This window comes from Streptomyces vulcanius (assembly GCF_042653945.1).
Classification (GTDB): domain Bacteria; phylum Actinomycetota; class Actinomycetes; order Streptomycetales; family Streptomycetaceae; genus Streptomyces; species Streptomyces mangrovi.
Genome location: NZ_JBHSFK010000044.1, coordinates 1 through 20,764, shown reverse-complemented (window position 1 = coordinate 20,764; position 20,764 = coordinate 1). Strand labels below are relative to the sequence as shown.

General features: G+C 69.8%; 24 protein-coding genes. 12 read left to right on the top strand and 12 right to left on the bottom strand.

What is annotated here, in order from left to right:
- The first annotated feature begins 8 nt into the window (after window positions 1-8).
- Genes ACFPIH_RS44730 through ppk2 form a run of 3 tightly spaced genes read left to right on the top strand, consistent with a single transcriptional unit; the run spans window position 9 to window position 2,337 of the window.
- The gene (locus ACFPIH_RS44730; protein ID WP_381164745.1) at window positions 9-1,163 is read left to right on the top strand and encodes an inorganic phosphate transporter; all 1,155 of its coding nucleotides are present in this window, start codon (window positions 9-11) and stop codon (window positions 1,161-1,163) included.
- Between the two features lie 17 nt (window positions 1,164-1,180).
- Entirely contained in the window at window positions 1,181-1,414 is a 234-nt protein-coding gene (locus ACFPIH_RS44725) for a hypothetical protein (RefSeq protein ID WP_381164742.1), read from the top strand.
- A 20-nt stretch (window positions 1,415-1,434) separates the two neighbouring features.
- Window positions 1,435-2,337 carry a polyphosphate kinase 2 gene (gene ppk2, locus ACFPIH_RS44720; RefSeq protein WP_381164739.1) on the top strand — a complete coding sequence of 301 codons (903 nt, stop codon included), beginning with the start codon at window positions 1,435-1,437 and terminating at the stop codon, window positions 2,335-2,337.
- A 35-nt stretch (window positions 2,338-2,372) separates the two neighbouring features.
- On the opposite strand, the gene ACFPIH_RS44715 is transcribed toward ppk2, so the two are convergent.
- Together ACFPIH_RS44715 and ACFPIH_RS44710 are read right to left on the bottom strand one after the other, a co-directional pair.
- Window positions 2,373-3,083 (bottom strand): hypothetical protein, encoded by a 711-nt coding sequence (locus tag ACFPIH_RS44715; protein ID WP_381164736.1) that lies wholly within the window; start codon window positions 3,081-3,083, stop codon window positions 2,373-2,375.
- A gap of 280 nt (window positions 3,084-3,363) precedes the next feature.
- Window positions 3,364-3,507 carry a hypothetical protein gene (locus ACFPIH_RS44710; RefSeq protein ID WP_381164733.1) on the bottom strand — a complete coding sequence of 48 codons (144 nt, stop codon included), beginning with the start codon at window positions 3,505-3,507 and terminating at the stop codon, window positions 3,364-3,366.
- Window positions 3,508-3,533: 26 nt separating this feature from the next.
- Here ACFPIH_RS44710 and ACFPIH_RS44705 point away from each other — a divergent pair, with 26 nt between their 5' ends.
- On the top strand, window positions 3,534-3,806 hold the full coding sequence (locus ACFPIH_RS44705; protein ID WP_381164730.1) for a hypothetical protein: 273 nt from the start codon (window positions 3,534-3,536) through the stop codon (window positions 3,804-3,806).
- On the opposite strand, the gene ACFPIH_RS44700 is transcribed toward ACFPIH_RS44705, so the two are convergent.
- From ACFPIH_RS44700 to sodN, 3 genes are all read right to left on the bottom strand, one after another.
- Complete coding sequence (locus ACFPIH_RS44700) at window positions 3,803-3,940, bottom strand: hypothetical protein (protein ID WP_381165820.1); 138 nt, start codon at window positions 3,938-3,940, stop codon at window positions 3,803-3,805. The two genes, ACFPIH_RS44705 and ACFPIH_RS44700, sit on opposite strands and share 4 nt — an antisense overlap.
- Window positions 3,941-4,029: 89 nt before the next feature.
- Window positions 4,030-4,779 carry a hypothetical protein gene (locus ACFPIH_RS44695; RefSeq protein WP_381164727.1) on the bottom strand — a complete coding sequence of 250 codons (750 nt, stop codon included), beginning with the start codon at window positions 4,777-4,779 and terminating at the stop codon, window positions 4,030-4,032.
- Window positions 4,780-4,980: 201 nt separating this feature from the next.
- Window positions 4,981-5,376, bottom strand: coding sequence for a superoxide dismutase, Ni (gene sodN / locus ACFPIH_RS44690; protein WP_381164724.1), 396 nt, complete (start codon window positions 5,374-5,376; stop codon window positions 4,981-4,983).
- 146 nt (window positions 5,377-5,522) lie between these two features.
- Between sodN and sodX the strand changes: the two genes are divergently transcribed.
- Complete coding sequence (gene sodX / locus ACFPIH_RS44685; protein ID WP_381164721.1) at window positions 5,523-5,957, top strand: nickel-type superoxide dismutase maturation protease; 435 nt, start codon at window positions 5,523-5,525, stop codon at window positions 5,955-5,957.
- Here the strand turns inward: sodX and ACFPIH_RS44680 are convergent.
- Complete coding sequence (locus ACFPIH_RS44680; RefSeq protein ID WP_381164718.1) at window positions 5,861-6,490, bottom strand: CGNR zinc finger domain-containing protein; 630 nt, start codon at window positions 6,488-6,490, stop codon at window positions 5,861-5,863. The genes sodX and ACFPIH_RS44680 overlap by 97 nt on opposite strands.
- A gap of 116 nt (window positions 6,491-6,606) precedes the next feature.
- Here ACFPIH_RS44680 and ACFPIH_RS44675 point away from each other — a divergent pair, with 116 nt between their 5' ends.
- Complete coding sequence (locus ACFPIH_RS44675; RefSeq protein WP_381164715.1) at window positions 6,607-7,368, top strand: class I SAM-dependent methyltransferase; 762 nt, start codon at window positions 6,607-6,609, stop codon at window positions 7,366-7,368.
- A gap of 62 nt (window positions 7,369-7,430) precedes the next feature.
- Here the strand turns inward: ACFPIH_RS44675 and ACFPIH_RS44670 are convergent, their stop codons facing one another.
- From ACFPIH_RS44670 to ACFPIH_RS44660, 3 genes are read right to left on the bottom strand one after another with little or no spacing between them, the layout of a single operon-like run.
- Complete coding sequence (locus ACFPIH_RS44670; protein ID WP_381164712.1) at window positions 7,431-8,192, bottom strand: amino acid ABC transporter ATP-binding protein; 762 nt, start codon at window positions 8,190-8,192, stop codon at window positions 7,431-7,433.
- Entirely contained in the window at window positions 8,189-9,154 is a 966-nt protein-coding gene (locus tag ACFPIH_RS44665) for an amino acid ABC transporter permease (RefSeq protein ID WP_381164709.1), read from the bottom strand. Before ACFPIH_RS44665 ends, ACFPIH_RS44670 begins: the two co-directional genes overlap by 4 nt.
- Before the next feature lie 48 nt (window positions 9,155-9,202).
- Window positions 9,203-10,168: an ABC transporter substrate-binding protein gene (locus ACFPIH_RS44660; RefSeq protein WP_381164706.1), complete on the bottom strand. Its 966-nt coding sequence runs from the start codon at window positions 10,166-10,168 to the stop codon at window positions 9,203-9,205.
- A 647-nt stretch (window positions 10,169-10,815) separates the two neighbouring features.
- Between ACFPIH_RS44660 and ACFPIH_RS44655 the strand changes: the two genes are divergently transcribed.
- The 4 genes from ACFPIH_RS44655 to ACFPIH_RS44640 all read left to right on the top strand — a co-directional run bounded on the left by ACFPIH_RS44655 (window position 10,816) and on the right by ACFPIH_RS44640 (window position 14,042).
- Window positions 10,816-12,054, top strand: coding sequence for an NAD(P)-dependent malic enzyme (locus ACFPIH_RS44655; RefSeq protein WP_381164703.1), 1,239 nt, complete (start codon window positions 10,816-10,818; stop codon window positions 12,052-12,054).
- Window positions 12,055-12,229: 175 nt separating this feature from the next.
- Window positions 12,230-13,195 (top strand): zinc-binding dehydrogenase, encoded by a 966-nt coding sequence (locus tag ACFPIH_RS44650; protein WP_381164700.1) that lies wholly within the window; start codon window positions 12,230-12,232, stop codon window positions 13,193-13,195.
- 68 nt (window positions 13,196-13,263) lie between these two features.
- Window positions 13,264-13,473 (top strand): helix-turn-helix domain-containing protein, encoded by a 210-nt coding sequence (locus tag ACFPIH_RS44645; protein ID WP_381164696.1) that lies wholly within the window; start codon window positions 13,264-13,266, stop codon window positions 13,471-13,473.
- Window positions 13,473-14,042: a Clp protease N-terminal domain-containing protein gene (locus tag ACFPIH_RS44640; protein WP_381164693.1), complete on the top strand. Its 570-nt coding sequence runs from the start codon at window positions 13,473-13,475 to the stop codon at window positions 14,040-14,042. Before ACFPIH_RS44645 ends, ACFPIH_RS44640 begins: the two co-directional genes overlap by 1 nt.
- 99 nt (window positions 14,043-14,141) lie before the next feature.
- Here the strand turns inward: ACFPIH_RS44640 and ACFPIH_RS44635 are convergent, their stop codons facing one another.
- On the bottom strand, window positions 14,142-15,227 hold the full coding sequence (locus ACFPIH_RS44635) for a PadR family transcriptional regulator (protein ID WP_381164690.1): 1,086 nt from the start codon (window positions 15,225-15,227) through the stop codon (window positions 14,142-14,144).
- A gap of 1 nt (window position 15,228) precedes the next feature.
- Entirely contained in the window at window positions 15,229-16,137 is a 909-nt protein-coding gene (locus ACFPIH_RS44630) for a DUF4097 family beta strand repeat-containing protein (RefSeq protein WP_381164687.1), read from the bottom strand.
- Between the two features lie 150 nt (window positions 16,138-16,287).
- Here ACFPIH_RS44630 and ACFPIH_RS44625 point away from each other — a divergent pair, with 150 nt between their 5' ends.
- Together ACFPIH_RS44625 and ACFPIH_RS44620 are read left to right on the top strand one after the other, a co-directional pair.
- Complete coding sequence (locus ACFPIH_RS44625) at window positions 16,288-16,467, top strand: DUF6104 family protein (RefSeq protein ID WP_023586593.1); 180 nt, start codon at window positions 16,288-16,290, stop codon at window positions 16,465-16,467.
- A gap of 181 nt (window positions 16,468-16,648) precedes the next feature.
- Window positions 16,649-17,161 carry a tetratricopeptide repeat protein gene (locus ACFPIH_RS44620; protein WP_381164683.1) on the top strand — a complete coding sequence of 171 codons (513 nt, stop codon included), beginning with the start codon at window positions 16,649-16,651 and terminating at the stop codon, window positions 17,159-17,161.
- A 131-nt stretch (window positions 17,162-17,292) separates the two neighbouring features.
- Here the strand turns inward: ACFPIH_RS44620 and ACFPIH_RS44615 are convergent.
- Window positions 17,293-20,764 (bottom strand): multifunctional oxoglutarate decarboxylase/oxoglutarate dehydrogenase thiamine pyrophosphate-binding subunit/dihydrolipoyllysine-residue succinyltransferase subunit (locus ACFPIH_RS44615; protein WP_385878835.1); only part of this gene is annotated, 3,472 nt, incomplete at its 5' end.

Below are 20,764 nucleotides of genomic sequence, written 5' to 3'. Positions count from 1 at the left end.
CTGAAGCCATGGACCACATCACGTTCCTCGTGGCGGTCGTCATCATCACGGCCCTGGCCTTCGACTTCACCAACGGATTCCATGACACCGCCAACGCGATGGCGACCTCCATCGCCACCGGCGCACTGAAACCGCGCACGGCGGTGCTGGTGAGCGGTGCCCTCAACATCGTCGGCGCCTTCCTCTCCACCGAGGTCGCCAAGACGATCTCCGGCGGAATCGTGGACGACACCCTGGTCTCACCCGGGATGATCTTCGCGGGGCTGGTCGGCGCGATCCTGTGGAACCTGCTGACCTGGCTGGTCGGACTGCCGTCGAGTTCGTCGCACGCGCTGTTCGGCGGACTGATCGGCGCGGTGTGGGTCGGCGCGGGCTCGAACGGCGTCCACTTCGACAAGGTCGTCGAGAAGATACTGATCCCGGCGGTGGCCTCGCCGCTGGTCGCCGGGGTGGCGGCGCTGATCGCCACCTACCTCGCCTACAAGCTCACCGCCCGCGCCCGCAAGAACACGGTCACCAAGGGCTTCCGGCTCGGCCAGATCGCCTCGGCCTCCCTGGTCTCCCTCGCGCACGGCACCAACGACGCGCAGAAGACGATGGGCGTCATCACCCTGACCCTCATCTCCGCGGGCGCCCTCGGCCACGACGCGGGACCGCCGGTGTGGGTCATCGCCTCCGCCGGTCTCGCCATCGGCCTCGGCACCTACCTCGGCGGCTGGCGGATCATCCGCACCATGGGCAAGGGCCTCACCGAGATCCAGTCCCCGCAGGGCTTCGCCGCCGAGACCGCCTCCACCACGGTCATCCTGACCTCCGCCCACCTGGGCTTCGCCCTGTCCACCACCCAGGTCGCCTCCGGCAGCATCCTCGGCGCGGGCCTGGGGCGCCGTCTCGCGGAGGTCCGCTGGGGCGTCGCGGGCCGCATGGTGCTCGCCTGGCTGATCACCCTGCCCGCCGCCGCGCTGGTCGGCGGCCTTTCCGCGAGCGCGGTCAAGCACGGCGGCAACTTCGGCACGGTCGTCGTGGCGCTGATCGGCGCCGCCGTCGCCGCGGGCATCGTGCTGCTCTCCCGCCGCAACCCGGTGCACGCCAACAATGTCAACGACACCCACGAGGTCACCCTCAGCACCACCGCGCCGACGACCGTCGGCACGGCCGCCTGAGCGACGGGAGCCATCCAATGAGCATCGACTGGACCGCACTCGGCCAGGTCACCGCGGTGAGCATCGGGGTCACCGTCGCCGTGGTCGTCGTCTTCGCACTCGGCGTACTCGGTCTCGCCCGATTCGAGGGGGCGCGCGAGGATGTCGGGGGTACGTCCACGCTCGGCCTCGCCCAGGCGGGGCTGTGCTTCCTCGCCTGCGCGTCCGTGGTGGCGTACGGGATCTATCTGATAGTGCCGCGGTTCCACTGAACCCGAGGAGGAGGACGGGCATGACGACGCAACCCCTGCTGTCCGAGCTGGCGGACCTGAAGGTCGACTACAGCGACTACGACGACCCGGTGCTCGTCCGCCCGGACGGCTCCACGGTGGACACCTGGCGGGAGAACTACCCCTACCCGCAGCGTATGGAGCGCAAGGAGTACGAGTGGCACAAGCGGCTCCAGCAGATCGAGCTGCTGAAGCTGCAGGGCTGGATCAAGGAGACCGGACGCCGGCTCGTCATCGTCTTCGAGGGGCGTGACGCGGCCGGCAAGGGCGGCACCATCAAGCGCTTCACGGAACACCTCAACCCGCGCGGCGCACGGGTGGTGGCCCTGGTGAAGCCCACGGAGCGCGAGAGCGGCCAGTGGTACTTCCAGCGCTATGTGCAGCACCTGCCCACCGCCGGGGAGATCGTCCTCTTCGACCGCTCCTGGTACAACCGGGCGGGCGTCGAGCGGGTCATGGGCTTCTGCTCGGACGACGAGTACCGGCGCTTCATGCGCCAGACCCCGCTGTTCGAGCGGATGCTGGCGGACGACGGGATAGACCTGATCAAGTTCTGGTTCTCGGTCTCGCAGGGAGAACAGCGCACCCGTTTCACGATCCGCCAGGTCGACCCCGTACGGCAGTGGAAGCTCAGCCCGATGGATCTGGCCTCCCTGGACCGCTGGGACGACTACACCGCCGCGAAGGTCGCCATGTTCCGCGAGACGGACACCGAGCACGCGCCGTGGACGGTGGTGAAGAGCAACGACAAGAAGCGGGCCCGCGTCGAGGCCATGCGCAGTGTCCTCGCCCGCTTCGACTACGACAACAAGGACGAGGAGGTCGTCGGCAGCCCCGACCCGAGAATCGTGGGCGCGGCGGCGGGCCTGCTGGAGGCGGGCGAGGACGACCACGGCGGTCACTAGGCGGGGCGGGGCGGGGCGGTGCGCTTCTGCTTGTACTAGCGCACTGAGCCGGGCTTGCGCCATCCGTTGACGGTGCCGATCACCGTGCCCGCGACCACGCAGAACATCGCGGCGGCGAACGTCGTCACACCGACGGCGTCGCCGTCCATCCCGCCGATGCTCAGCACCACCCCCAGGACGATCGCGGAGCCGCAGCCGACCGCGCAGCCGACGAGCAGTCCATGTCCGAAGCCGAGGACGGCCCCGGCAGGGTTTCCGGGGCGGGCCGACGGCGCCTTCGGGGGCGGGGCGGCCTGCCGTACGGGAGCAGGCGGTGCGGGAGCCGCGGGACGGGCCTGAGGAGGCGTGTAGGACATGACGGTCCACGGCATTCTCTCCAGCATGGTGGAGAGTGCGGCGAACGGCTTGCCCGGGCCGAGGGAGACGAGGTAGGCCGACGACTGGTGCCGCAGGGTGCGGGTGTGCTCGTCGACGGCGCGGCCGTCCTTGCCGGAATAGCCGCTCCAGGTCTCGGTGTACGCGAGGAAGCGCCCGTCAGGAGTGAGCACCAGGTGGTCGGCGCTGCGGAACTCCTCCCAGTTGTCGATACCGCGATACTCGTCCTTCGCATGGTCCCGCTGCTCGACGCACCACCCCTCGACCGTCGTGCCGTCGTCGGCCTCGTAAGGGCGGGGCCTGATGCCCCTGTCCGCGAGTGTGCCCGCCGTGCGGCGCGCCAGGTCGAGCATTTCCTCGTACGCGTCCATCAGGCCGCCCCCCGGCTGTCGAGGTCTCAGCCCGCGTCGCCGCAGCCCTGACAGGGAGTACGAGGGATCTTCGTGGCGAAGCACTTGCCGCACTTGACGGTTTCAGCCATGCCGACCGCCCACCTTTCCGCGTCCTGTGTCCAAGTGCCGCGAGCATAGCGCTGAGGGAAGGGAGTAAAAGGGGGAAATCTTATAACCTGGCCCCGCGTTGGGCCGGCGACCCGCAGGCCGCGCGGCAGGGCAGAGAAGACACCTGGGAGAGGTGGATCGAGCAGGGGCTTCAGGACGGTGCTTGCGTTGGGTGTGTGGCGTCGTAGTGGGTTCGGTTGTCGTTGATCTCGTGGCGGTGTGTGGTGGCCCACTCTCCGAGAGCGACGACGGAGTCCAGTAGCGTCGCGCCGAGTTCGCTGAGCGTGTAGTCCACGCGTGGGGGGACGCTGGGGTGTGGGTATGGCCATGGCCGGCCTGCGCAACTGGGCACACACCCTGCACGCCGAACTCGAGCCGCAGGGAATCTACGCGGGCACGGTGACGATCGCTTCCGGGGTCGTCCCCGGCGGCGGCGAGGCTGACCCTGATGCCATCGGCGCCCGCTACTACGGCATGTACCGGCAGCGGAACCGCGTCGAAGAGGTTGTCGGCGACCTGGACGCTTTCCGGTCTCTCGTCGCCCGGACAGGTGGGCGCGGCAGTTCGGCCATACCGATCAGCCCCGCGGACTAGGCCGCATCCTCACCGAGTGAACCCAGCGCCTCTGGTGCCGGGAGGCGGGCCCAGGACTCGGCCGATTCCCGGTAGCCGTCGGTCATCGCGATCAGCTCCGTGGTGCCGTCCCGCACGCCCATCAGGACCAGCACGCAGGACTTCGCCGGCCGAGCTGCCGAGGAACCGCTCAGGCGTGGGACGAGATCACCAGACGACAGGCACCTCTCCACCCGCCACCACTTCACATGTCCGGTAGAAGAAGCCAGACTTCGGAGATGGCGAGGCCGTGCTCGTGGGTCACCACCCCGCACGGGCAGCCCAGTGAGATCTGGCGCCAGTCGCAGGTCACGGTCCACGGGCCGGTCTTGCCCCCGCACGCCGGGCAGGCGATGGTCTCGGCCGTCCAGACCCCGGGAGCGGGTCTGCCATGACGACGGAAACGGCCCGCGTACCGGACCTGCCAGGGTTCGACCGGGGGCGTGAGCGGGACGGTCCCGGGCGGGCTCGTCGAGGCCAGCTCGGCGAACAGCGCGATCAAATCGGGGAACAGGGCCTCGCCGGCCTCTGTCGGTGGCACGGCCGGGCCGTCTGCCGTCCCCGCCGGGGTCCCGTATCTCGGGGCCGCCGCTGCGCTCGGTGGGTTCGGGGTGGCGTGCCAAGGCAGGAAAGCGCGGGCGACGGCGGCCAGGAGGAGGGTTGTGGGCGGGCTGACGGTGCCTGCGTCGAGGTGGTGGAGGGTAGTGCGCAGAAGGCGTTGGAGTCGCCGGTCCCGGTCTGTGGCCGGCATCCGTGCGGTCGCTGCCCGCCGGGCCGGGAGCGGGGCCGTGAGGCGGTCCAGGACGGCCGTTGCCGCTTCGGAGTCCGGCGCGGCAGGGCGCCACTCCCCGGCGGCCAGGAGCTGCCGTGCCTGCCCGGCCCCACGGGTCAGGGCGCGCGTCTGCAACGGTCGCTCACCGAAGGCTGCCCCGTGGGTCTCGTGCCCGCTCGTCATGGCGGATCCTCCGCAAGGTCCGGTGCTCGACCACCCGCATCACCGGTCTCGTCCGAGCCGTCCGCTGCCCGCATAGGGCCGGCTCACCAGAAGACCGCACCCGGACCGCTATGGACGCCGTGCTCGGCGGCCTGCGGACCGGGTGCGGACAGGATGACCGGGCGACCAACGAAATCGCAGGTCAAACGGCATGATCAAAGATCAGGCCTTCTTGGTCTCCCAGAAGATGCGGTCGATCTCGGCGATGAGTTCCAGGGCCTTCTCGCCCGTCTTCGGGTCCGTGGACCCCTTGGCGGCCGAGAGGGCCTTCAGGGTGTCGTTGACCAAGACGTGGAGCTCGGGGTACTTCTCGAAGTGCGGGGGCTTGAAGTAGTCGCTCCAGAGGACCGACACGTGGTGCTTGGCGAGCTCGGCGCGCTGCTCCTTGATGACGGTGGCGCGCGCCTGGAAGTGCGGGTCGTCGTTGGCGGCCATCTTCTCCTGCACGGCCTTCACCGACTCCGCCTCGATGCGGGCCTGGGCCGGGTCGTACACACCGCAGGGCAGGTCGCAGTGTGCGCTGACCTTGACCTTGGGGGCAAACAGGCGGGAAAGCATGGAGCATTCCTTCCTCGTGATCGTCTTCTCAGGTGGGACATTACTCCCTGCAAGACGTGTTTTCGCGAGTGCCCCCTAGGGCTTAGGACAAAAGTCCAGGGTCAGACTGAGACTGGTGGAGGAACGAAACCGGGGAGGTGCCGGCGATGCCGGAGCTGTCGCAGGAGACCGAGCGGGGGAGGGCCGTGCCGCCCTTCGGGCTGGCCGAGGTGACCGGGCCGTCCATGGTGCCCACGCTGTACCACGGGGATCAGCTGGTGGTGCAGTACGGGGCACGGGTGCGGCCGGGGGACGTGGTCGTGCTGCGGCATCCCTTCCAGCAGGATCTGCTGGTGGTCAAGCGGGCCGTCGAGCGGCGGGACGGGGGGTGGTGGGTGCGGGGCGACAACGCGTTCGCCGGCGGGGACAGCACCGACTACGGGACCGTGCCCGATGAGCTGGTCCTCGGCAAGGTGCGGCTGCGCTGGCGGCCGCTCAAGGCGGATCAGCGGTCGCCGCTCGCACTGGTGCGCTGGGCGCTGTCGGCGGCCAGGCCGGTGCTTGCGGTGCGGTCGGCTTCGAGGCGTTTTCGGGCACGGTAGGCGGCCACGTTGGCGCGGGTCGCGCAGCGGTCGGAGCAGTAGCGCCGGGAGCGGTTGGTCGAGGTGTCGAGGTAGGCGTTGCGGCAGGGGGGCGCCTCGCACAGGCCCAGCCGGTCGACGCCGTACTCGGTGAGGTGGAAGGCCAGGCCCATGGCGGCGATGGCGGCGTAGCCCGCGGTCGCGTTCGAGGGATGGTCGGCCAGATGCATGTGCCACAGGGGGCGGCCGTCCTCGTCCCGGAAGTTGTGCCCGGAGATCTGCGGACTGACCGGGAACTCCAGCAGCAGCGAGTTCAGCAGGTTCACCGCCAGCGTCTCGTCGCCGCCGTCCGCGGCCTCGAAGACGGCTCGCAGCCGCGCCCGGACCGAACGGAAGCGGGTGACGTCGGCCTCGGTGGCGCGGCGGGCCGCCTCCTGGTTGCTGCCGAACAGATCCCGGACGGCCTCCACCGAGGTCAGCGTGTCCTTGCCCCTTGCCGGTTCCTCGGTGTTGACGAGGCGCACGGCGTAGTCCGAGTAATAGGCCAGTTCCACTTGTAGTCCTTACGGAGGGGCTCTATGGTCGTGGGAGCGGTCGGGGTAACAGCTGATCGTGTATTCAGGGTATTACGCGGGTGACGAATGTCGTGGGTGACGACGAGGGGGCTTTCATGACGACCACCAGTACCGGAACCGACTGGCCGGCCTGGCAGCGGAGCTGGGACCGCCAGCAGGAGTGGTACATGCCCGACCGGGAGGAGCGCTTCCGGGTCATGGTCGACATGGTCGAGGCGGTCGTCGGACCCACGCCGCGGGTTCTCGACCTCGCCTGCGGCACCGGGACCATCACGGCCCGGCTGCTCGCCCGCCTCCCCGGCGCCACCAGCACCGGCGTCGACCTCGATCCGGCCCTTCTCGCCATCGCCGAGGGCACCTTCGCGGGCGACGACCGGGTCACCCTGGTCACGGCGGACCTCAAGGAGGCGGACTGGGCGACGAGGCTGCCGTACGACTCGTACGACGCCGTCCTGACCGCCACGGCCCTCCACTGGCTGCACAGCGAACCCCTCGCGGCCCTCTACGGTCAGGTCGCGGAACTCGTCCGCGACGGCGGTGTCTTCATGAACGCGGACCACATGATCGACGACAGCACGCCCCGGATCAACGCGGCGGAGCGGGCGCTGCGGCACACGCGTATGGATCAGGCCAAAGCGGGCGGCGTCCTCGACTGGTCCGAGTGGTGGCGGCTCGCCGCCCAGGACCCGGTGCTCGCCGGGCCGACCGCCCGCCGCTTCGAGATCTACGGTGAGCACGCCGACGGGGACATGCCCTCGGCGGCCTGGCACGCGCGTGTGCTGAAGGAGAAGGGGTTCGGGGAGGCCCGGCCGGTGTGGTGCTCGCCCTCGGACACCCTGCTGCTGGCGCTCAGGTAGGCGCAGCGGGAAGGGGCGGTACGGGAGAGTCCCCGTACCGCCCCTTCCTTTCTGCCGTGCCGCTACAGCACCTTCGACAGGAACGCCTGCGTTCGCTCGTGCTGAGGGTTGGTCAGGACGTCGCGGGGGTTGCCGGACTCGACGACCACGCCGCCGTCCATGAAGACCAGGCTGTCGCCGACCTCACGGGCGAAGCCCATCTCGTGGGTGACGACGACCATCGTCATGCCCGACTCGGCCAGGTCGCGCATGACGTCGAGGACGTCACCGACCAGCTCCGGGTCGAGGGCCGAGGTCGGCTCGTCGAACAGCATCAGCTTCGGGTCCATGGCCAGCGCCCGCGCGATGGCGACGCGCTGCTGCTGGCCGCCGGAGAGCTGCGAGGGGTAGCTGTCGGCCTTGTCGGCCAGGCCGACCCGGTCGAGGAGCTCCTTCGCCCGCTCCTTGGCCCGGGCCTTGCTGACGCCCTTGACCTGGACCGGGGCCTCGATGACGTTGTCCGCCGCGGTCATGTGCGGGAACAGGTTGAACCGCTGGAACACCATGCCGATGTCCCGGCGCTGCAACGCGACCTCGCTGTCCTTGAGCTCGTACAGCTTGTCGGCCTTCTGGCGGTAGCCCACCAGGCGTCCGTCGACGTACAGCCGGCCGGCGTTGATCTTCTCGAGGTGGTTGATGCACCGCAGGAACGTCGACTTCCCGGAGCCGGACGGGCCGATGAGGCAGAACACCTCGCCGTTCTTGACCTCCAGGTCGATGCCCTTGAGGACCTCGAGCGCGCCGAACGACTTGTGGACGCCTTCCGCCTTCACCATCGCGGTCACTGGGCGCTCCTTTCGCGGCCGAGCGAGAGCAGGTTCGCCTTGACCTTCTGGAAGACCGTGGGCGGCAGGCTGCGGCTGGAACCACGGGCGTAGTAACGCTCCAGGTAGTACTGGAAGACGCTGAAGACACTGGTCATCACCAGGTACCAGATGGAGGCGACGAACAGCAGCTCCATGACGGCGAACGACGAGGAGCCGATCACCGAGGTCGAGCGCAGCAGCTCGTTGTACGTCACCACGTACACCAGCGACGAGGTCTTGAGCATGTTGATGAACTCGTTGCCGGTCGGCGGCACGATCACCCGCATCGCCTGCGGGATGACGATCCTGCGCAGCGTCTTGCCGTGGCTCATGCCCAGCGCGTGGGCCGCCTCGGTCTGCCCCTCGTCCACGGCCAGCAGGCCGGCCCGGCAGATTTCGGCCATGTACGCCGCCTCGTTCAGGCCCAGGCCGAGCAGGGCGCACATGAACGGCGTCATGACGTCCGTCATCTCGTCCTTGTAGATCGGACCGAGGTTCAGGACGGGGAAGATCAGCGCCAGGTTGAACCACATCAGCAGCTGGACGTAGACCGGCGTGCCGCGGAAGAACCAGATGTAGAGCCAGGCGACGGTGCTGGTCACCGGGTTCTTCGACAGTCGCATCACGGCCAGTACGACGCCCAGGACCACGCCGAGCACCATGGCCAGGACGCTGATCAGCAGCGTACGTCCGGCGCCCGCGACGACGGTCGAGTCGAAGACCTTGTCGCCGACCGTGGCCCACTGGATGTCGCCGTTCGCGAAGGCGTTCACCAGCAGCGCGAGCAGCGCGACGACCACGAAACCGCTGACCCAGCGGCCCCAGTGGCGCACCGGGATGGCCTTGATGGCCTCCGGCGGACCGGAGAACGACGACCCCCCCTCCGGCGGGGTGTCCTCCGGTGGCGCGCCCGCGGCGGACTTCTCGAGCTTGTCAGTCATGGGGACTGCCCTTCAGAAGCTTCGGCAGCTTCGGGAGACGCGGGTGGATCACTTGCCGCCGTTGATCGCGGCCGCCTTGATCGCGCCGCTCTGGGCGCCCCACTTCTCCAGCACCTTCTGGTACGAGCCGTCCTTGATGATCGCGTCGACGGCCTCCTTCAGGGCGTCGCGCAGCTGGGTGTTCTTCTTGTCGACGACGATGCCGAACGGGGCGGCCTCGTACTGCTCGTCGAGGACCTCGAAGGTGTTGCCGCCGCCGGCCTTCTCGGCCATGTCCACGGCGACCGGGTAGTCGTTGACGCCGGCCACGGCACCGCCGGACTTCACGCGGGTCTGGGCCTCGGTGTCGTTCTCGAACGACTCGATCGTGAGGGCCTTCTTGCCGCCCTCCGTACACGTCTTGGACTGGGCCTGGAGGGCCTCCTCGTACGTGGTGCCGCGCTGCACGGCGACCTTCTGGCCGCAGAGGTCGTCCATCGTCTTGATGCCCTTGGGGTTGCCCTTCTGGACGTAGATGGCCGTGCCGGCGGTGAAGTAGTCGACGAAGTCCACGCCCTCGCCGAGCTTCTTGCCGCTGTCGTCCAGGCCCTCCTGGCGCTGCTTGTTGTCCGTGATCGACGACATCGCGACGTCGTAGCGGCCGGTGTTGACCGCGGTGATCAGGGTGTCGAAGCCGCCCGAGGTGAACTGGAAGTCGACGCCGAGCTGCTTGCCGAGCGCGGCGGCGATGTCGGGGTCGACGCCCACGATCTTGCCGCCCTCGACGGACTCCATCGGGGCGTACTCGGCGTTGGTGCCGACCTTGACGACACCCGCCTTCTGGATGTCGGCCGGCAGCTTCGAGAAGAGCGGGGCCGTGCTCGCGCCGCTCGACGACTCGGAGGAGCCGCCTCCGCCGCCTTCGGTCTGGTCGCCACAGGCGGTGAGCAGCAGGGCGCCGGCGACCGCGAGGGATCCGACCGCTGCCAGGCGGGTGTGCGCGGCGGTGGTACGTCGGGTGGAACTGGCGGTCATGGTGGATTCCTCCGGCGGATGGATGGAGATGCCGATGGGGCGGCAGTGCCGATGGTTCGACAGTGCCGTTGGGTCGACGAGAACACACACCTTCGGGTGTCGCGACCTCGTGTGATTAGGGCATCTTGCCATTCGGACTATGCCAATCAGGGGCCCGGCCATGTCAAAATCGGATAACGGGCGACCCCCGAACCGCATCAGTCCGGTCGATCGCGACCGGAGGACGCCGGACCATCTGCAGGAATCCCTCCTTCCGGCCGAAAGATCTTCGGTTCATCTCACTACGTGATCGTTTGTCGTGCGGCCCGTTCGTTGGCTTGAGCCCGTGTCAAGCGTTTCCTGTGGGCTTGGCGATTCTTCGCGCATGAGGCATGTCACTCGCCCTGGCCTCTGTGAACATGAGTGCGAGGGACCTGTGGAGGATCCACAGGTCGGGGGGTGTGACCTTGCACGGATTGGACTCGTCGGCCGCGGGTTCCGTCGGGTAAGAAGGTTCTCTACACCCCTCATCCGGGGCTCAGGGCGCGTGTGCGGCGCGCCCGCCGCGCAGGACCCGTTCGCATCAGCTCTGGGACCGGCGCGACGCCCGCCCGCTCCTCACCAGGAGCGGCCACCCTCAACCATGCACACCTAAGGGGTACAACACAGTGGCAGCGGAGATCGTCAATCCTCGCAGCGAGAGCGCGGACCACACGGGCCAGGAGGGCGGTGCGAAACCCCTCGATTCCCTCGACTCCATCGACCCGGCGTTCGCACTGCACCGCGGCGGAAAGATGGCCGTGCAGGCCACCGTTCCGATCCGGAACAAGGACGACCTGTCCCTCGCCTACACGCCCGGCGTCGCCCGCGTGTGCACCGCGATCGCGGAACAGCCGGACCTGGTGAACGACTACACATGGAAGTCGTCCGTCGTCGCCGTCGTGACCGACGGCACGGCCGTCCTCGGGCTCGGGGACATCGGACCGGAGGCGTCACTTCCGGTCATGGAGGGCAAGGCGATCCTGTTCAAGCAGTTCGGCGGGGTCGACGCGGTTCCCATCGCGCTCGCCTGCACGGACGTGGACGAGATCGTCGAGACCGTGGTGCGGCTCGCGCCCTCGTTCGGCGGCGTGAACCTGGAGGACATCTCGGCGCCGCGGTGCTTCGAGATCGAGCGCCGGCTCCAGGAAGCCCTGGACATCCCCATCTTCCACGACGACCAGCACGGTACGGCGGTCGTGACGCTGGCGGCGCTGCGGAACTCCGCGCGGCTGAGCGGACGGGCCATCGGCGAGCTGCGGGCCGTCATCTCGGGGGCCGGCGCGGCCGGTGTCGCCATCGCCAAGATGCTGGTCGAGGCCGGTATCGGGGACGTCGCGGTCTCCGACCGCAAGGGTGTCGTCTCGGCCGACCGTGACGACCTCACCGACGTCAAGCGGGAACTCGCCTCCTTCACCAACAAGGCCGGGCTGACCGGGTCCCTCGAGGACGCCCTGGCCGGCGCCGACGTGTTCATCGGCGTCTCCGGCGGTACGGTCGCGGAGGACGCGGTGGCCTCCATGGCCGAGGGCGCGTTCGTGTTCGCCATGGCCAACCCGAATCCCGAGGTGCACCCCGACGTCGCGCACAAGTACGCGGCGGTCGTGGCCACCGGGCGGTCGGACTTCCCCAACCAGATCAACAACGTGCTGGCGTTTCCGGGGATCTTCGCGGGGGCGTTGCAGGTGCGGGCCTCCCGGATCACCGAGGGGATGAAGATCGCGGCGGCCGAGGCGCTGGCCGGGGTCGTCGGGGATGATCTCGCCGCCGATTACGTGATTCCGTCGCCCTTCGACGAGCGCGTCGCGCCCGCGGTGACTGCGGCGGTGGCCGCGGCTGCCCGTGCCGAGGGCGTTGCCCGCCGCTGACGTGCGCTCTCTTGGCCCCGCCCGCCCGGGCGGGGCCAAACCCTTTACCCACCCACCAGCCCGTTCGGGTGAGCCGGGAGGGCGCCGTCCCCCGGGCAGCCCGAGTTGGCAAGAGGGTGTGTCTCACAGTGGCCCCCGGTTTCGCCGGGGCCGTGCGGAACCTATCGTCGAGGGCATGTTCGCCGTCTACGCCGCCCGAATCGACCGCGACCAGCCGCTTTCCGGACTCGAGTTGGGGGAGCGGCCCGCCCCCGAGGCCCGGCCCGGCTGGAGTACCGTCACCGTGCGGGCCGCCTCCCTCAACCACCACGACCTCTGGTCCCTGCGCGGCGTCGGCCTCGCCGAGGACAAGCTCCCGATGATCCTCGGCTGTGACGCCGCCGGTGTCGACGAGGACGGCAACGAGGTCGTCCTGCACTCCGTCATCGGCCAGACGGGGCACGGCGTCGGGCCGAAGGAGCCCCGCTCCATCCTCACCGAGCACTACCAGGGCACCTTCGCCGAGCAGGTCGCGGTGCCGACCTGGAACGTGCTGCCCAAGCCCCGGGAGCTGTCGTTCGAGGAGGCGGCCTGTCTGCCCACCGCCTGGCTGACGGCCTACCGGATGCTCTTCACCAACGCGGGGGTGCGCCCCGGTGACTCGATCCTCGTGCAGGGCGCCGGCGGCGGGGTCGCCACCGCCGCGATCGTCCTCGGCCGGGCCGCCGGGCTGCGGGTCTTCGCGACCAGCCGGGACGAGTCCAGGCGCAAGCGGGCCGTGGAACTGGGCGCCGTCGAGGCCGTGGAGCCGGGCGCGCGGCTGCCGCAGCGCGTGGACGCCGTCATCGAGACCGTCGGCGCCGCCACCTGGTCGCACTCGGTGAAGTCCCTGCGGCCCGGCGGCACGCTGGTCATCTCCGGTGCGACGAGCGGCGACCGGCCCTCGCACGCCGAGCTCACCCGGATCTTCTTCCTGGAGCTGAAGGTCGTCGGCTCGACCATGGGCACCAAGGAGGAACTGGAGGATCTGCTCTCCTTCTGCGCCACCGCCGGGGTGCGCCCGGTCATCGACGAGGCGCTCCCGCTCGACCGGGCCCGCGAGGGCTTCGAACGGCTGGAGTCCGGCGACCAGTTCGGCAAGATCGTGCTCACCAACGGCTGAGGTGGCCTCCACAGCATGGTTGTCAACTACGGTTGACATTGCCTGCCGTGTCAACGTAAGTTGACGTCATGACCGAAGCAACGGATCTCGCCGCGCGTGCCGGCGACCGCGATCCACGGGTCGGACTGCGGGCCGTCGCCGCGCTGCGCCGGCTGCTGGAGCAGCTGGAGGCGGTGCAGGTGCGCAGTGCGCGCCATCAGGGCTGGTCGTGGCAGGAGATCGCCGCGGAACTCGGAGTGAGCAGGCAGGCCGTGCACAAGAAGTACGGGAGGCATTGATGTTCGAACGGTTCACCAAGGACGCCCGGGACGTGGTGCGCGGCGCCGTCGAGCACTGCGAGGGGGCCGGGGTGCGGACCGTCGGCGCCGAGCATCTGCTGCTCGCGCTGCTGGACCGCGAGGCGAGCCGCGGCTCCTTCGCGCTGGCCGCCCTCGGGCTCGACGGGCGCGCCGACTCGGTACGGGCGGCGCTGGACGAGATGCGTGGGCGCGCGGGGCTGTCCCGCGCCGAGGTCGACGCCCTCGCCGGACTGGGCATCGACGTCTCGGAGATCGTCGCCCGGGTGGAGGAGGCGCACGGTGCCGGTGCGCTGTCCCGGGACTCCGAGGGCCGGAAGCGGTCGGCGGGGCGTCCCGGTTTCGGCAGGGAGGCCAAACGGGTCCTGGAGCAGTCCCTGCGGATGGCCGTCTCCCGCCGCGACCGGCACATCGGTGACGAGCACATCCTCCTCGCGCTGACCGTCCTCCCGGGCCCTGCGGCCGAGGTGCTCGCCGACCACGGGGTGACCCATGAGTCGGTGACGCGGGTGCTGTACGGCGGGGGAGAGGGCCACGCCCAGGCCGGCTGACCGGGCGAAACCGATCTGGCCCCGCCGACCTGGCCCCGCCGATCAGGGCCCGCCGATCAGGGCTCGTTGGCCAGGGCCCGCTGACCAGGCCTTCGGCGATCAGGCCTTCGGTGATCGCAGTATCGCCCCGATGTGCGCCGCCGCCGTCGACAGGTGGCGGCGGGCGTCGCGGAGCTGGTCGGCGGTGACGCCGTGGTCGCGGGCCGCGTCGCGGATGTCGTCGCGGAAGCGGTCGAGCAGGCGGTCCAGGTCGCGGGCCGGGTCGTCGCCGACGGGCTCATGGGCCCAGGCGGGTTCGTACTCGGCGGGGAAGTCCTCGGGAGTGTGCGAGTACTCGGGGGGTGTGGTTCCGTTCTTCGGCTGTGAGCCACTTCCGGTGCCGGTGCCGGTGCCGGTGCCCGTGCCCGTGCGGCCGAAGCCGAAGTCCTTGCCGAAGTCGCCGAACTCCCTGGCCAGTTCGGTCAGGCCCTCGCGGACCCCTGTCGGCCAGTCGCCGCGCGTGAAGTGGTCCTGGACCTGCTCCTGGACCCGGCGCGCGATGCGCTGCATCTCCTCCTGTGTCTCCTTGGCCTGGCGACGGGCCCGTTGGGCGTCCTCGCGGGCCCGGCGGCTCTCGTCCTTGGCCCGCCGGGTCTGTTCCTTCCACTCCTGCTTGACGCGGCGCATCTCCTCCTTGGCGGCGCGCCAGGTCTCCTTGTCGCTCCACTGCCCCTGACCTTGCCCCTGGCCCTGGCCCTGGTCGTGGTTCGGGCCCTGGTCGTGGTTCGGGCCGGGACCGGGGCCGGGGCGGGTGCCGTGCCGGGCCTCGGAGGCCGCCGCCCGCATCTCGCGCCGCAGATCGCCCGCCGCGCCCCGGACGTCGGAGCGGATCTCCGCGGCCAGTTCGGCGACCGAGTCGCGGATCTCCAGCTCCAGGTCGGCGAGTTCGCCGCCGCGGTCGGCCAGTTCGGCGCGGCCCGCGTCGGTGATGGAGTAGACCTTGCGGCCACCCTCGGTGGTGTGGGTGACCAGGCCCTCGGTCTCCAGCTTCGCCAGCCTGGGGTACACCGTGCCCGCCGAGGGCGCGTACAGCCCCTGGAAGCGCTCTTCCAGGAGGCGGATCACCTCGTAGCCGTGGCGGGGGGCCTCGTCGAGCAGCTTCAGCAGGTAGAGGCGGAGGCGGCCGTGGGCGAAGACGGGAGGCATGTCAGAGCACCTTCTTGTCGGTCGTGCCGTCGGCCGGGGTGCCGGGGGAGGGGGTACCACCCGGGCCGGAGACGGAATTGTCTCGCGGGCCGGGGAGTGGTTCGTCCTCCGCCGGGGGCCGCCGCAGCAGCGCGATGGAGCCGGAGATCGTCGTCGCCTTCAGCCTCCCGCTGCCCGCGCCGAGCCGGCCGGTGATCCGCTTGGCGCCCCACTGGCCGCTGACCCGGAGGTCCTCGAAGGCGTTGGAGACCGAGCCGCTCGCGGTGTTCGCCTCCACCTCCGCGTCCGCCGGGTGGGGCAGCCGGATGGCGATCTCGCCCGAGATGTTCGTCAGCGCGATGTCCGTGGGCCTGCTCGTCGGGTCCAGGTCGACGATCATCGAGCCGCTCACCGAGTCCGCCTTCACGGATGAGCCCGCCTCGATCACGGTCAGGTCCCCCGAGACGGAGTTGAACCTCAGGTCGCCGGTGAGGGCCTGGGCCTCCACGTTTCCCGAGACGGTGTCCGCGTGGACCCGGCCCGTGAGCGCCAGGAGTGTCGTGTCGCCGCTGACGCCCTTGATCTCGGTGTGTCCCTCGATCCCGGAGACCACCGCGGCGGCGCTCACCACGCCCACCTCCACGCGGGTGTCGGCCGGGACGGCGAGGGTGACGACGGCACTGCGCCGCCAGCCCTTGCGGTCGAGCCACTTGAGGAAGCCCTTCCAGGGCAGGTCCTCGTACGTCACCGTCAGGGTGCCGTCCCGGTGGGTCACTATCAGGGGTGGTCCCTCGATCCGGGAGACCTCCAGACGGGCGGGGCCCTCGTCCGTGCCCACCACGTTCACCGTGCCGTCGACGATGCGTACGTGCAGCTCGCTGACCGGTTCGAAGGTGAGCTTCTCCGGCTCGCTCACGGACCACTCGGACATGGTGCGGACCTCCTCGCTGCGACGGCAACACGCCATATCGCGTCTCCTGCAATTCACGATATATCGCGGTCGCCGAAAGTCAAGACACTCGTTGTGGTGACGGCCTCGGCCTACCCTTGGGGCGTAGACCGACAGGAGCAGGAGCGAGAGTTGTACTTCACCGACCGAGGCATCGAGGAACTGGAGAAGCGGCGCGGCGAGGAGGAGGTCACCTTCGAGTGGCTCGCCGAGCAGCTGCGGACGTTCGTCGACCTGAACCCGGACTTCGAGGTGCCGGTGGAGCGCCTGGCGACCTGGCTCGCGCGACTGGACGACGAGGACGAGGAGTAGCCGACGAGGAGCAGAGGGAGCAGCCGACTCGCAGTCCCTCGCGCCTCTCTTCGGTTGAGCCACGTCGCTGTTCCGCCCGCCACGGTCGGCCGGCGTCGGGGACGACGGGGGACCGGGATGAATCACATCCACGACATCGAGCTGCCGGACGGCACCGTGGTCACGGCGCGGATCGGCGCGGGTGACGAGCGTCGCCTTCGTCGGCTGGCGCACGCCCCGGCCAACCGAGGAGCAGGCCGGACGGCTTGCCGAGGCGGTCGAGGACATGCCGCTGCTCCTCGACCAGCCAGCGGCCTGGCTCGACCAGAATCCGACCGTGTCACCGGACACGTACATCCGCGACATCCTGATGGAGCGGGTGGTGGGCCGGGACCACCCCTGGGCGATCGGCTGCGCCAAGAACGGTGTCGCGGCGCTCGCCGCCGCCGGGGACACGGAGGAGGCCGCCGCGCTCGGTCTGCGCACCGCCGAGCGGGCCGCCCGGGTCCTGGGCGACCAGCACATCCTCACCGTCAGCCTGCGCGCCGGGCTCGCCCTCGACCTGGCCGCGCTGGACCGCCAGGAGGAGGCCGACACCCTCCACCAGGACGTCCTCACCCGCCTCGGCGCCCTGCTGGGCGCCGACCACCCCCACACCCGCCAGATCCTCGAACGCCGGCGCCCCTACTGGGACTTCGAACCCCAGCCGATCTGATCCGGCACAGAGGCGGAAGTCCCCGCCTCCGGGGCCTGCGGGGGCGGGAAGGCAGGTAGTGGCGGCGGACGCCGAAGGGCCCGCCCCCGGGAGTTCCGGGAGCGGGCCCTTCTCACCGATCGCTCAGCGGGTCACGCGTCGAAGACCTCGCGGACCAGCTGCTCCTGCTCGGCCTGGTGGCGCTTGGCGGAGCCCACCGCCGGGGACGAGCCGTGCGGGCGCGAGATACGGCGCAGGCGCTCGCCGTGCGGGACGTCCGCGCCGACCGCCAGGTCCAGGTGGTCGATCAGATTCAGGGCGATGAACGGCCAGGCACCCTGGTTGGCCGGCTCCTCCTGGGTCCACAGGTACTTCTCGGCGTTCGGGAACTTGTTGACCTCCGCCTGGACCTCCGCACCCGGCAGCGGGTACAGACGCTCGATACGGATGATCGCCGTGTCCGTGGCACCGCGCTTCTGCCGCTCGGCCTCCAGGTCGTAGTAGACCTTGCCGGCGCAGAACACGACCTTCTTCACGGCCGCCGGGTCCACCGAGGTGTCGCCGATGACCGGGCGGAACTGGCCGCTCGTGAACTCCTCCGCCTTCGACGCGGCGGCCTTCAGACGCAGCATCGACTTCGGGGTGAAGACGACCAGCGGCTTGTGGTGCGGGTTGTGCACCTGCCACCGCAGGAGGTGGAAGTAGTTCGACGGCAGCGTCGGCATGGCGACCGTCATGTTGTTCTGCGCGCAGAGCTGGAGGAAGCGCTCGACGCGGGCCGAGGAGTGGTCCGGGCCCTGGCCCTCGTAGCCGTGCGGCAGCAACAGGGTGACGCCGGACGTCTGGCCCCACTTCTGCTCGGCCGCCGAGATGTACTCGTCGACCACCGTCTGCGCGCCGTTGACGAAGTCGCCGAACTGCGCCTCCCACATCACGAGCGCGTCGGGGCGGGCCAGCGAGTAGCCGTACTCGAAGCCCATGACCGCGTACTCGGACAGGAGGGAGTTGTAGACGTTGTAGCGGGCCTGCTCGTCGGCGAGGTACTGGAGCGGGGTGTGCTCCTCGCCCGTCTCACGGTCGATGAGGACCGCGTGGCGCTGGCCGAAGGTGCCCCGCTGGGAGTCCTGGCCGGACAGCCGGACCGGGGTGCCCTCGAGGAGCAGCGAGCCCACAGCCAGCGTTTCGCCCATGCCCCAGTCGATCGTGCCGTCCTCGACCATCGACGCGCGGCGCTGCAACTGCGGCAGCAGACGCGGGTGCACGTGGAAGTAGTCGGGGATGTTGACCTGGGACTCGGCGATGCGCTTGACGACCTCCGAGGAGACCGCGGTCGGGACCGCGACCGGGAAGCCGTCCTGCGGCTCGTGGGAGTCGCCGCCGACGGGCTGCGCGGTGGCCTCGCGGACCTCCGTGAAGACCTTCTCCAACTGGCCCTGGTAGTCCTGCAGGGCCTGCTCGGCCTCTTCCAGGGTGATGTCGCCGCGACCGATCAGGGACTCGGTGTAGAGCTTGCGCACCGAGCGCTTCTTGTCGATCAGGTCGTACATCAGCGGCTGGGTGAAGGCCGGGTTGTCCGACTCGTTGTGACCGCGGCGGCGGTAGCAGATGAGGTCGATCACCACGTCCTTGTTGAACGCCTGGCGGAACTCGAAGGCCAGGCGCGCGACGCGCACGACGGCCTCGGGGTCGTCGCCGTTCACGTGGAAGATCGGGGCCTCGATCATGCGGGCCACGTCCGTGGCGTACATCGACGAGCGCGAGGACTCCGGGGCGGCGGTGAAGCCGACCTGGTTGTTGATGACGATGTGGACCGTGCCGCCCGTGCGGTAGCCGCGCAGCTGCGACATGTTCAGGGTCTCGGCCACCACGCCCTGGCCCGCGAAGGCCGCGTCGCCGTGCAGGGCCACCGGCAGGACGGTGAAGTCCGTGCCGCCCTTGTTGATGATGTCCTGCTTGGCGCGGCTGATGCCCTCGATGATGGGGTCGACCGTCTCCAGGTGGGACGGGTTCGCGGCCAGCGAGACCTTGATCTGCTCGCCGTCGAGGCCGGTGAAGGTGCCCTCGGCGCCCAGGTGGTACTTCACGTCGCCGGAGCCGTGCATCGACTTCGGGTCGAGGTTGCCCTCGAACTCGCGGAAGATCTGGGCGTACGACTTGCCGACGATGTTCGCCAGGACGTTCAGCCGGCCGCGGTGGGCCATGCCGATGACGACCTCGTCGAGGCGCGACTCGGCGGCGCTGTCGATGACCGCGTCGAGCAGCGGGATGACGGACTCGCCGCCCTCCAGGGAGAAGCGCTTCTGGCCGACGTACTTGGTCTGGAGGAACGTCTCGAAGGCCTCGGCCGCGTTCAGCCGGCGCAGGATGCGCAGCTGCTCCTCGCGCTCCGGCTTGGTGTGCGCGCGCTCGATGCGGTCCTGGATCCAGCGGCGCTGCTTCGGGTCCTGGATGTGCATGAACTCGACGCCGGTGGTGCGGCAGTACGAGTCGCGCAGCACGCCGAGGATGTCGCGCAGCTTCATCAGGGACTTGCCCGCGAAGCCGCCGACGGCGAACTCGCGCTCCAGGTCCCACAGGGTGAGGCCGTGCTCGGTGATGTCCAGGTCGGGGTGCTTGCGCTGGCGGTACTCCAGCGGGTCGGTGTCGGCCATGACATGGCCGCGGACCCGGTAGGAGTGGATCAGCTCGAAGACCCGCGCGGCCTTGGTGACGTCGTCGTCGTGCGAGGCGTCGATGTCCCGCAGCCAGCGGACCGGCTCGTAGGGGATGCGCAGGGCCTCGAAGATCTCGTCGTAGAAGCCGCTCTCGCCGAGGAGGAGGTTCGCGACGATCCGCAGGAACTCGCCGGAGGCGGCGCCCTGGATGACCCGGTGGTCGTAGGTCGACGTGAGCGTCATGACCTTCGAGATGCCGAGCTTGTTGAGGGTGTCCTGGCTGGTGCCCTGGAACTCGGCCGGGTAGTCCATGGATCCGACGCCCATGATGACCGACTGACCGGGCATCAGACGCGGGACCGAGTGGACCGTGCCGAGGCCGCCCGGGTTGGTCAGGGAGACCGTCACGCCGGTGAAGTCGTCCATCGTCAGCTTGCCGTCGCGGGCGCGGCGGACGATGTCCTCGTAGGCCTGCCAGAACTCGAAGAAGTTCAGCGTCTCGGCCTTCTTGATGCCGGCGACGACGAGCTGGCGGTCGCCGTTGGCCTTCACCAGGTCGATGGCCAGGCCGAAGTTGACGTGCGGCGGCTTGACGAGGGTGGGCTTCCCGTCCTTCTCCGCGTAGTGCCAGTTCATCGACGGCATGGCCTTGATGGCCTGCACCATCGCGAAGCCGATCAGGTGCGTGAAGGAGATCTTCCCGCCCCGGGCGCGCTTGAGATGGTTGTTGATGACGATGCGGTTGTCGAACAGCAGCTTCACTGGGACCGCGCGCACGGACGTGGCCGTGGGCAGCTCCAGGGAGGCGTTCATGTTCTTCACGACCGCGGCGGCCGGGCCGCGCAGCGTGATCAGCTCCGGGCCCTCGGCGGGCGCGGCGGGCGCTGCCTTGGGAGCGGCGGCGGCAGCCGGCTTGGCGGGGGCCGGCGCGGCCGTCACCGTCGCCGGGGCGGGCGCGGCGGGCGCGGGG

What these genes read in the sequence shown, in the direction of transcription:
- ACFPIH_RS44730 (WP_381164745.1), top strand. Translation starts at nt 9, where the DNA reads ATGGACCACATCACGTTCCTCGTGGCGGTCGTCATCATCACGGCCCTG.
- ACFPIH_RS44725 (WP_381164742.1), top strand. Translation starts at nt 1,181, where the DNA reads ATGAGCATCGACTGGACCGCACTCGGCCAGGTCACCGCGGTGAGCATC.
- ppk2 (WP_381164739.1), top strand. Translation starts at nt 1,435, where the DNA reads ATGACGACGCAACCCCTGCTGTCCGAGCTGGCGGACCTGAAGGTCGAC.
- ACFPIH_RS44715 (WP_381164736.1), bottom strand. Translation starts at nt 3,083, where the DNA reads ATGGACGCGTACGAGGAAATGCTCGACCTGGCGCGCCGCACGGCGGGC.
- ACFPIH_RS44705 (WP_381164730.1), top strand. Translation starts at nt 3,534, where the DNA reads ATGGCCATGGCCGGCCTGCGCAACTGGGCACACACCCTGCACGCCGAA.
- ACFPIH_RS44695 (WP_381164727.1), bottom strand. Translation starts at nt 4,779, where the DNA reads ATGACGAGCGGGCACGAGACCCACGGGGCAGCCTTCGGTGAGCGACCG.
- sodN (WP_381164724.1), bottom strand. Translation starts at nt 5,376, where the DNA reads ATGCTTTCCCGCCTGTTTGCCCCCAAGGTCAAGGTCAGCGCACACTGC.
- sodX (WP_381164721.1), top strand. Translation starts at nt 5,523, where the DNA reads ATGCCGGAGCTGTCGCAGGAGACCGAGCGGGGGAGGGCCGTGCCGCCC.
- ACFPIH_RS44675 (WP_381164715.1), top strand. Translation starts at nt 6,607, where the DNA reads ATGACGACCACCAGTACCGGAACCGACTGGCCGGCCTGGCAGCGGAGC.
- ACFPIH_RS44665 (WP_381164709.1), bottom strand. Translation starts at nt 9,154, where the DNA reads ATGACTGACAAGCTCGAGAAGTCCGCCGCGGGCGCGCCACCGGAGGAC.
- ACFPIH_RS44660 (WP_381164706.1), bottom strand. Translation starts at nt 10,168, where the DNA reads ATGACCGCCAGTTCCACCCGACGTACCACCGCCGCGCACACCCGCCTG.
- ACFPIH_RS44650 (WP_381164700.1), top strand. Translation starts at nt 12,230, where the DNA reads ATGTTCGCCGTCTACGCCGCCCGAATCGACCGCGACCAGCCGCTTTCC.
- ACFPIH_RS44645 (WP_381164696.1), top strand. Translation starts at nt 13,264, where the DNA reads ATGACCGAAGCAACGGATCTCGCCGCGCGTGCCGGCGACCGCGATCCA.
- ACFPIH_RS44640 (WP_381164693.1), top strand. Translation starts at nt 13,473, where the DNA reads ATGTTCGAACGGTTCACCAAGGACGCCCGGGACGTGGTGCGCGGCGCC.
- ACFPIH_RS44635 (WP_381164690.1), bottom strand. Translation starts at nt 15,227, where the DNA reads ATGCCTCCCGTCTTCGCCCACGGCCGCCTCCGCCTCTACCTGCTGAAG.
- ACFPIH_RS44630 (WP_381164687.1), bottom strand. Translation starts at nt 16,137, where the DNA reads ATGTCCGAGTGGTCCGTGAGCGAGCCGGAGAAGCTCACCTTCGAACCG.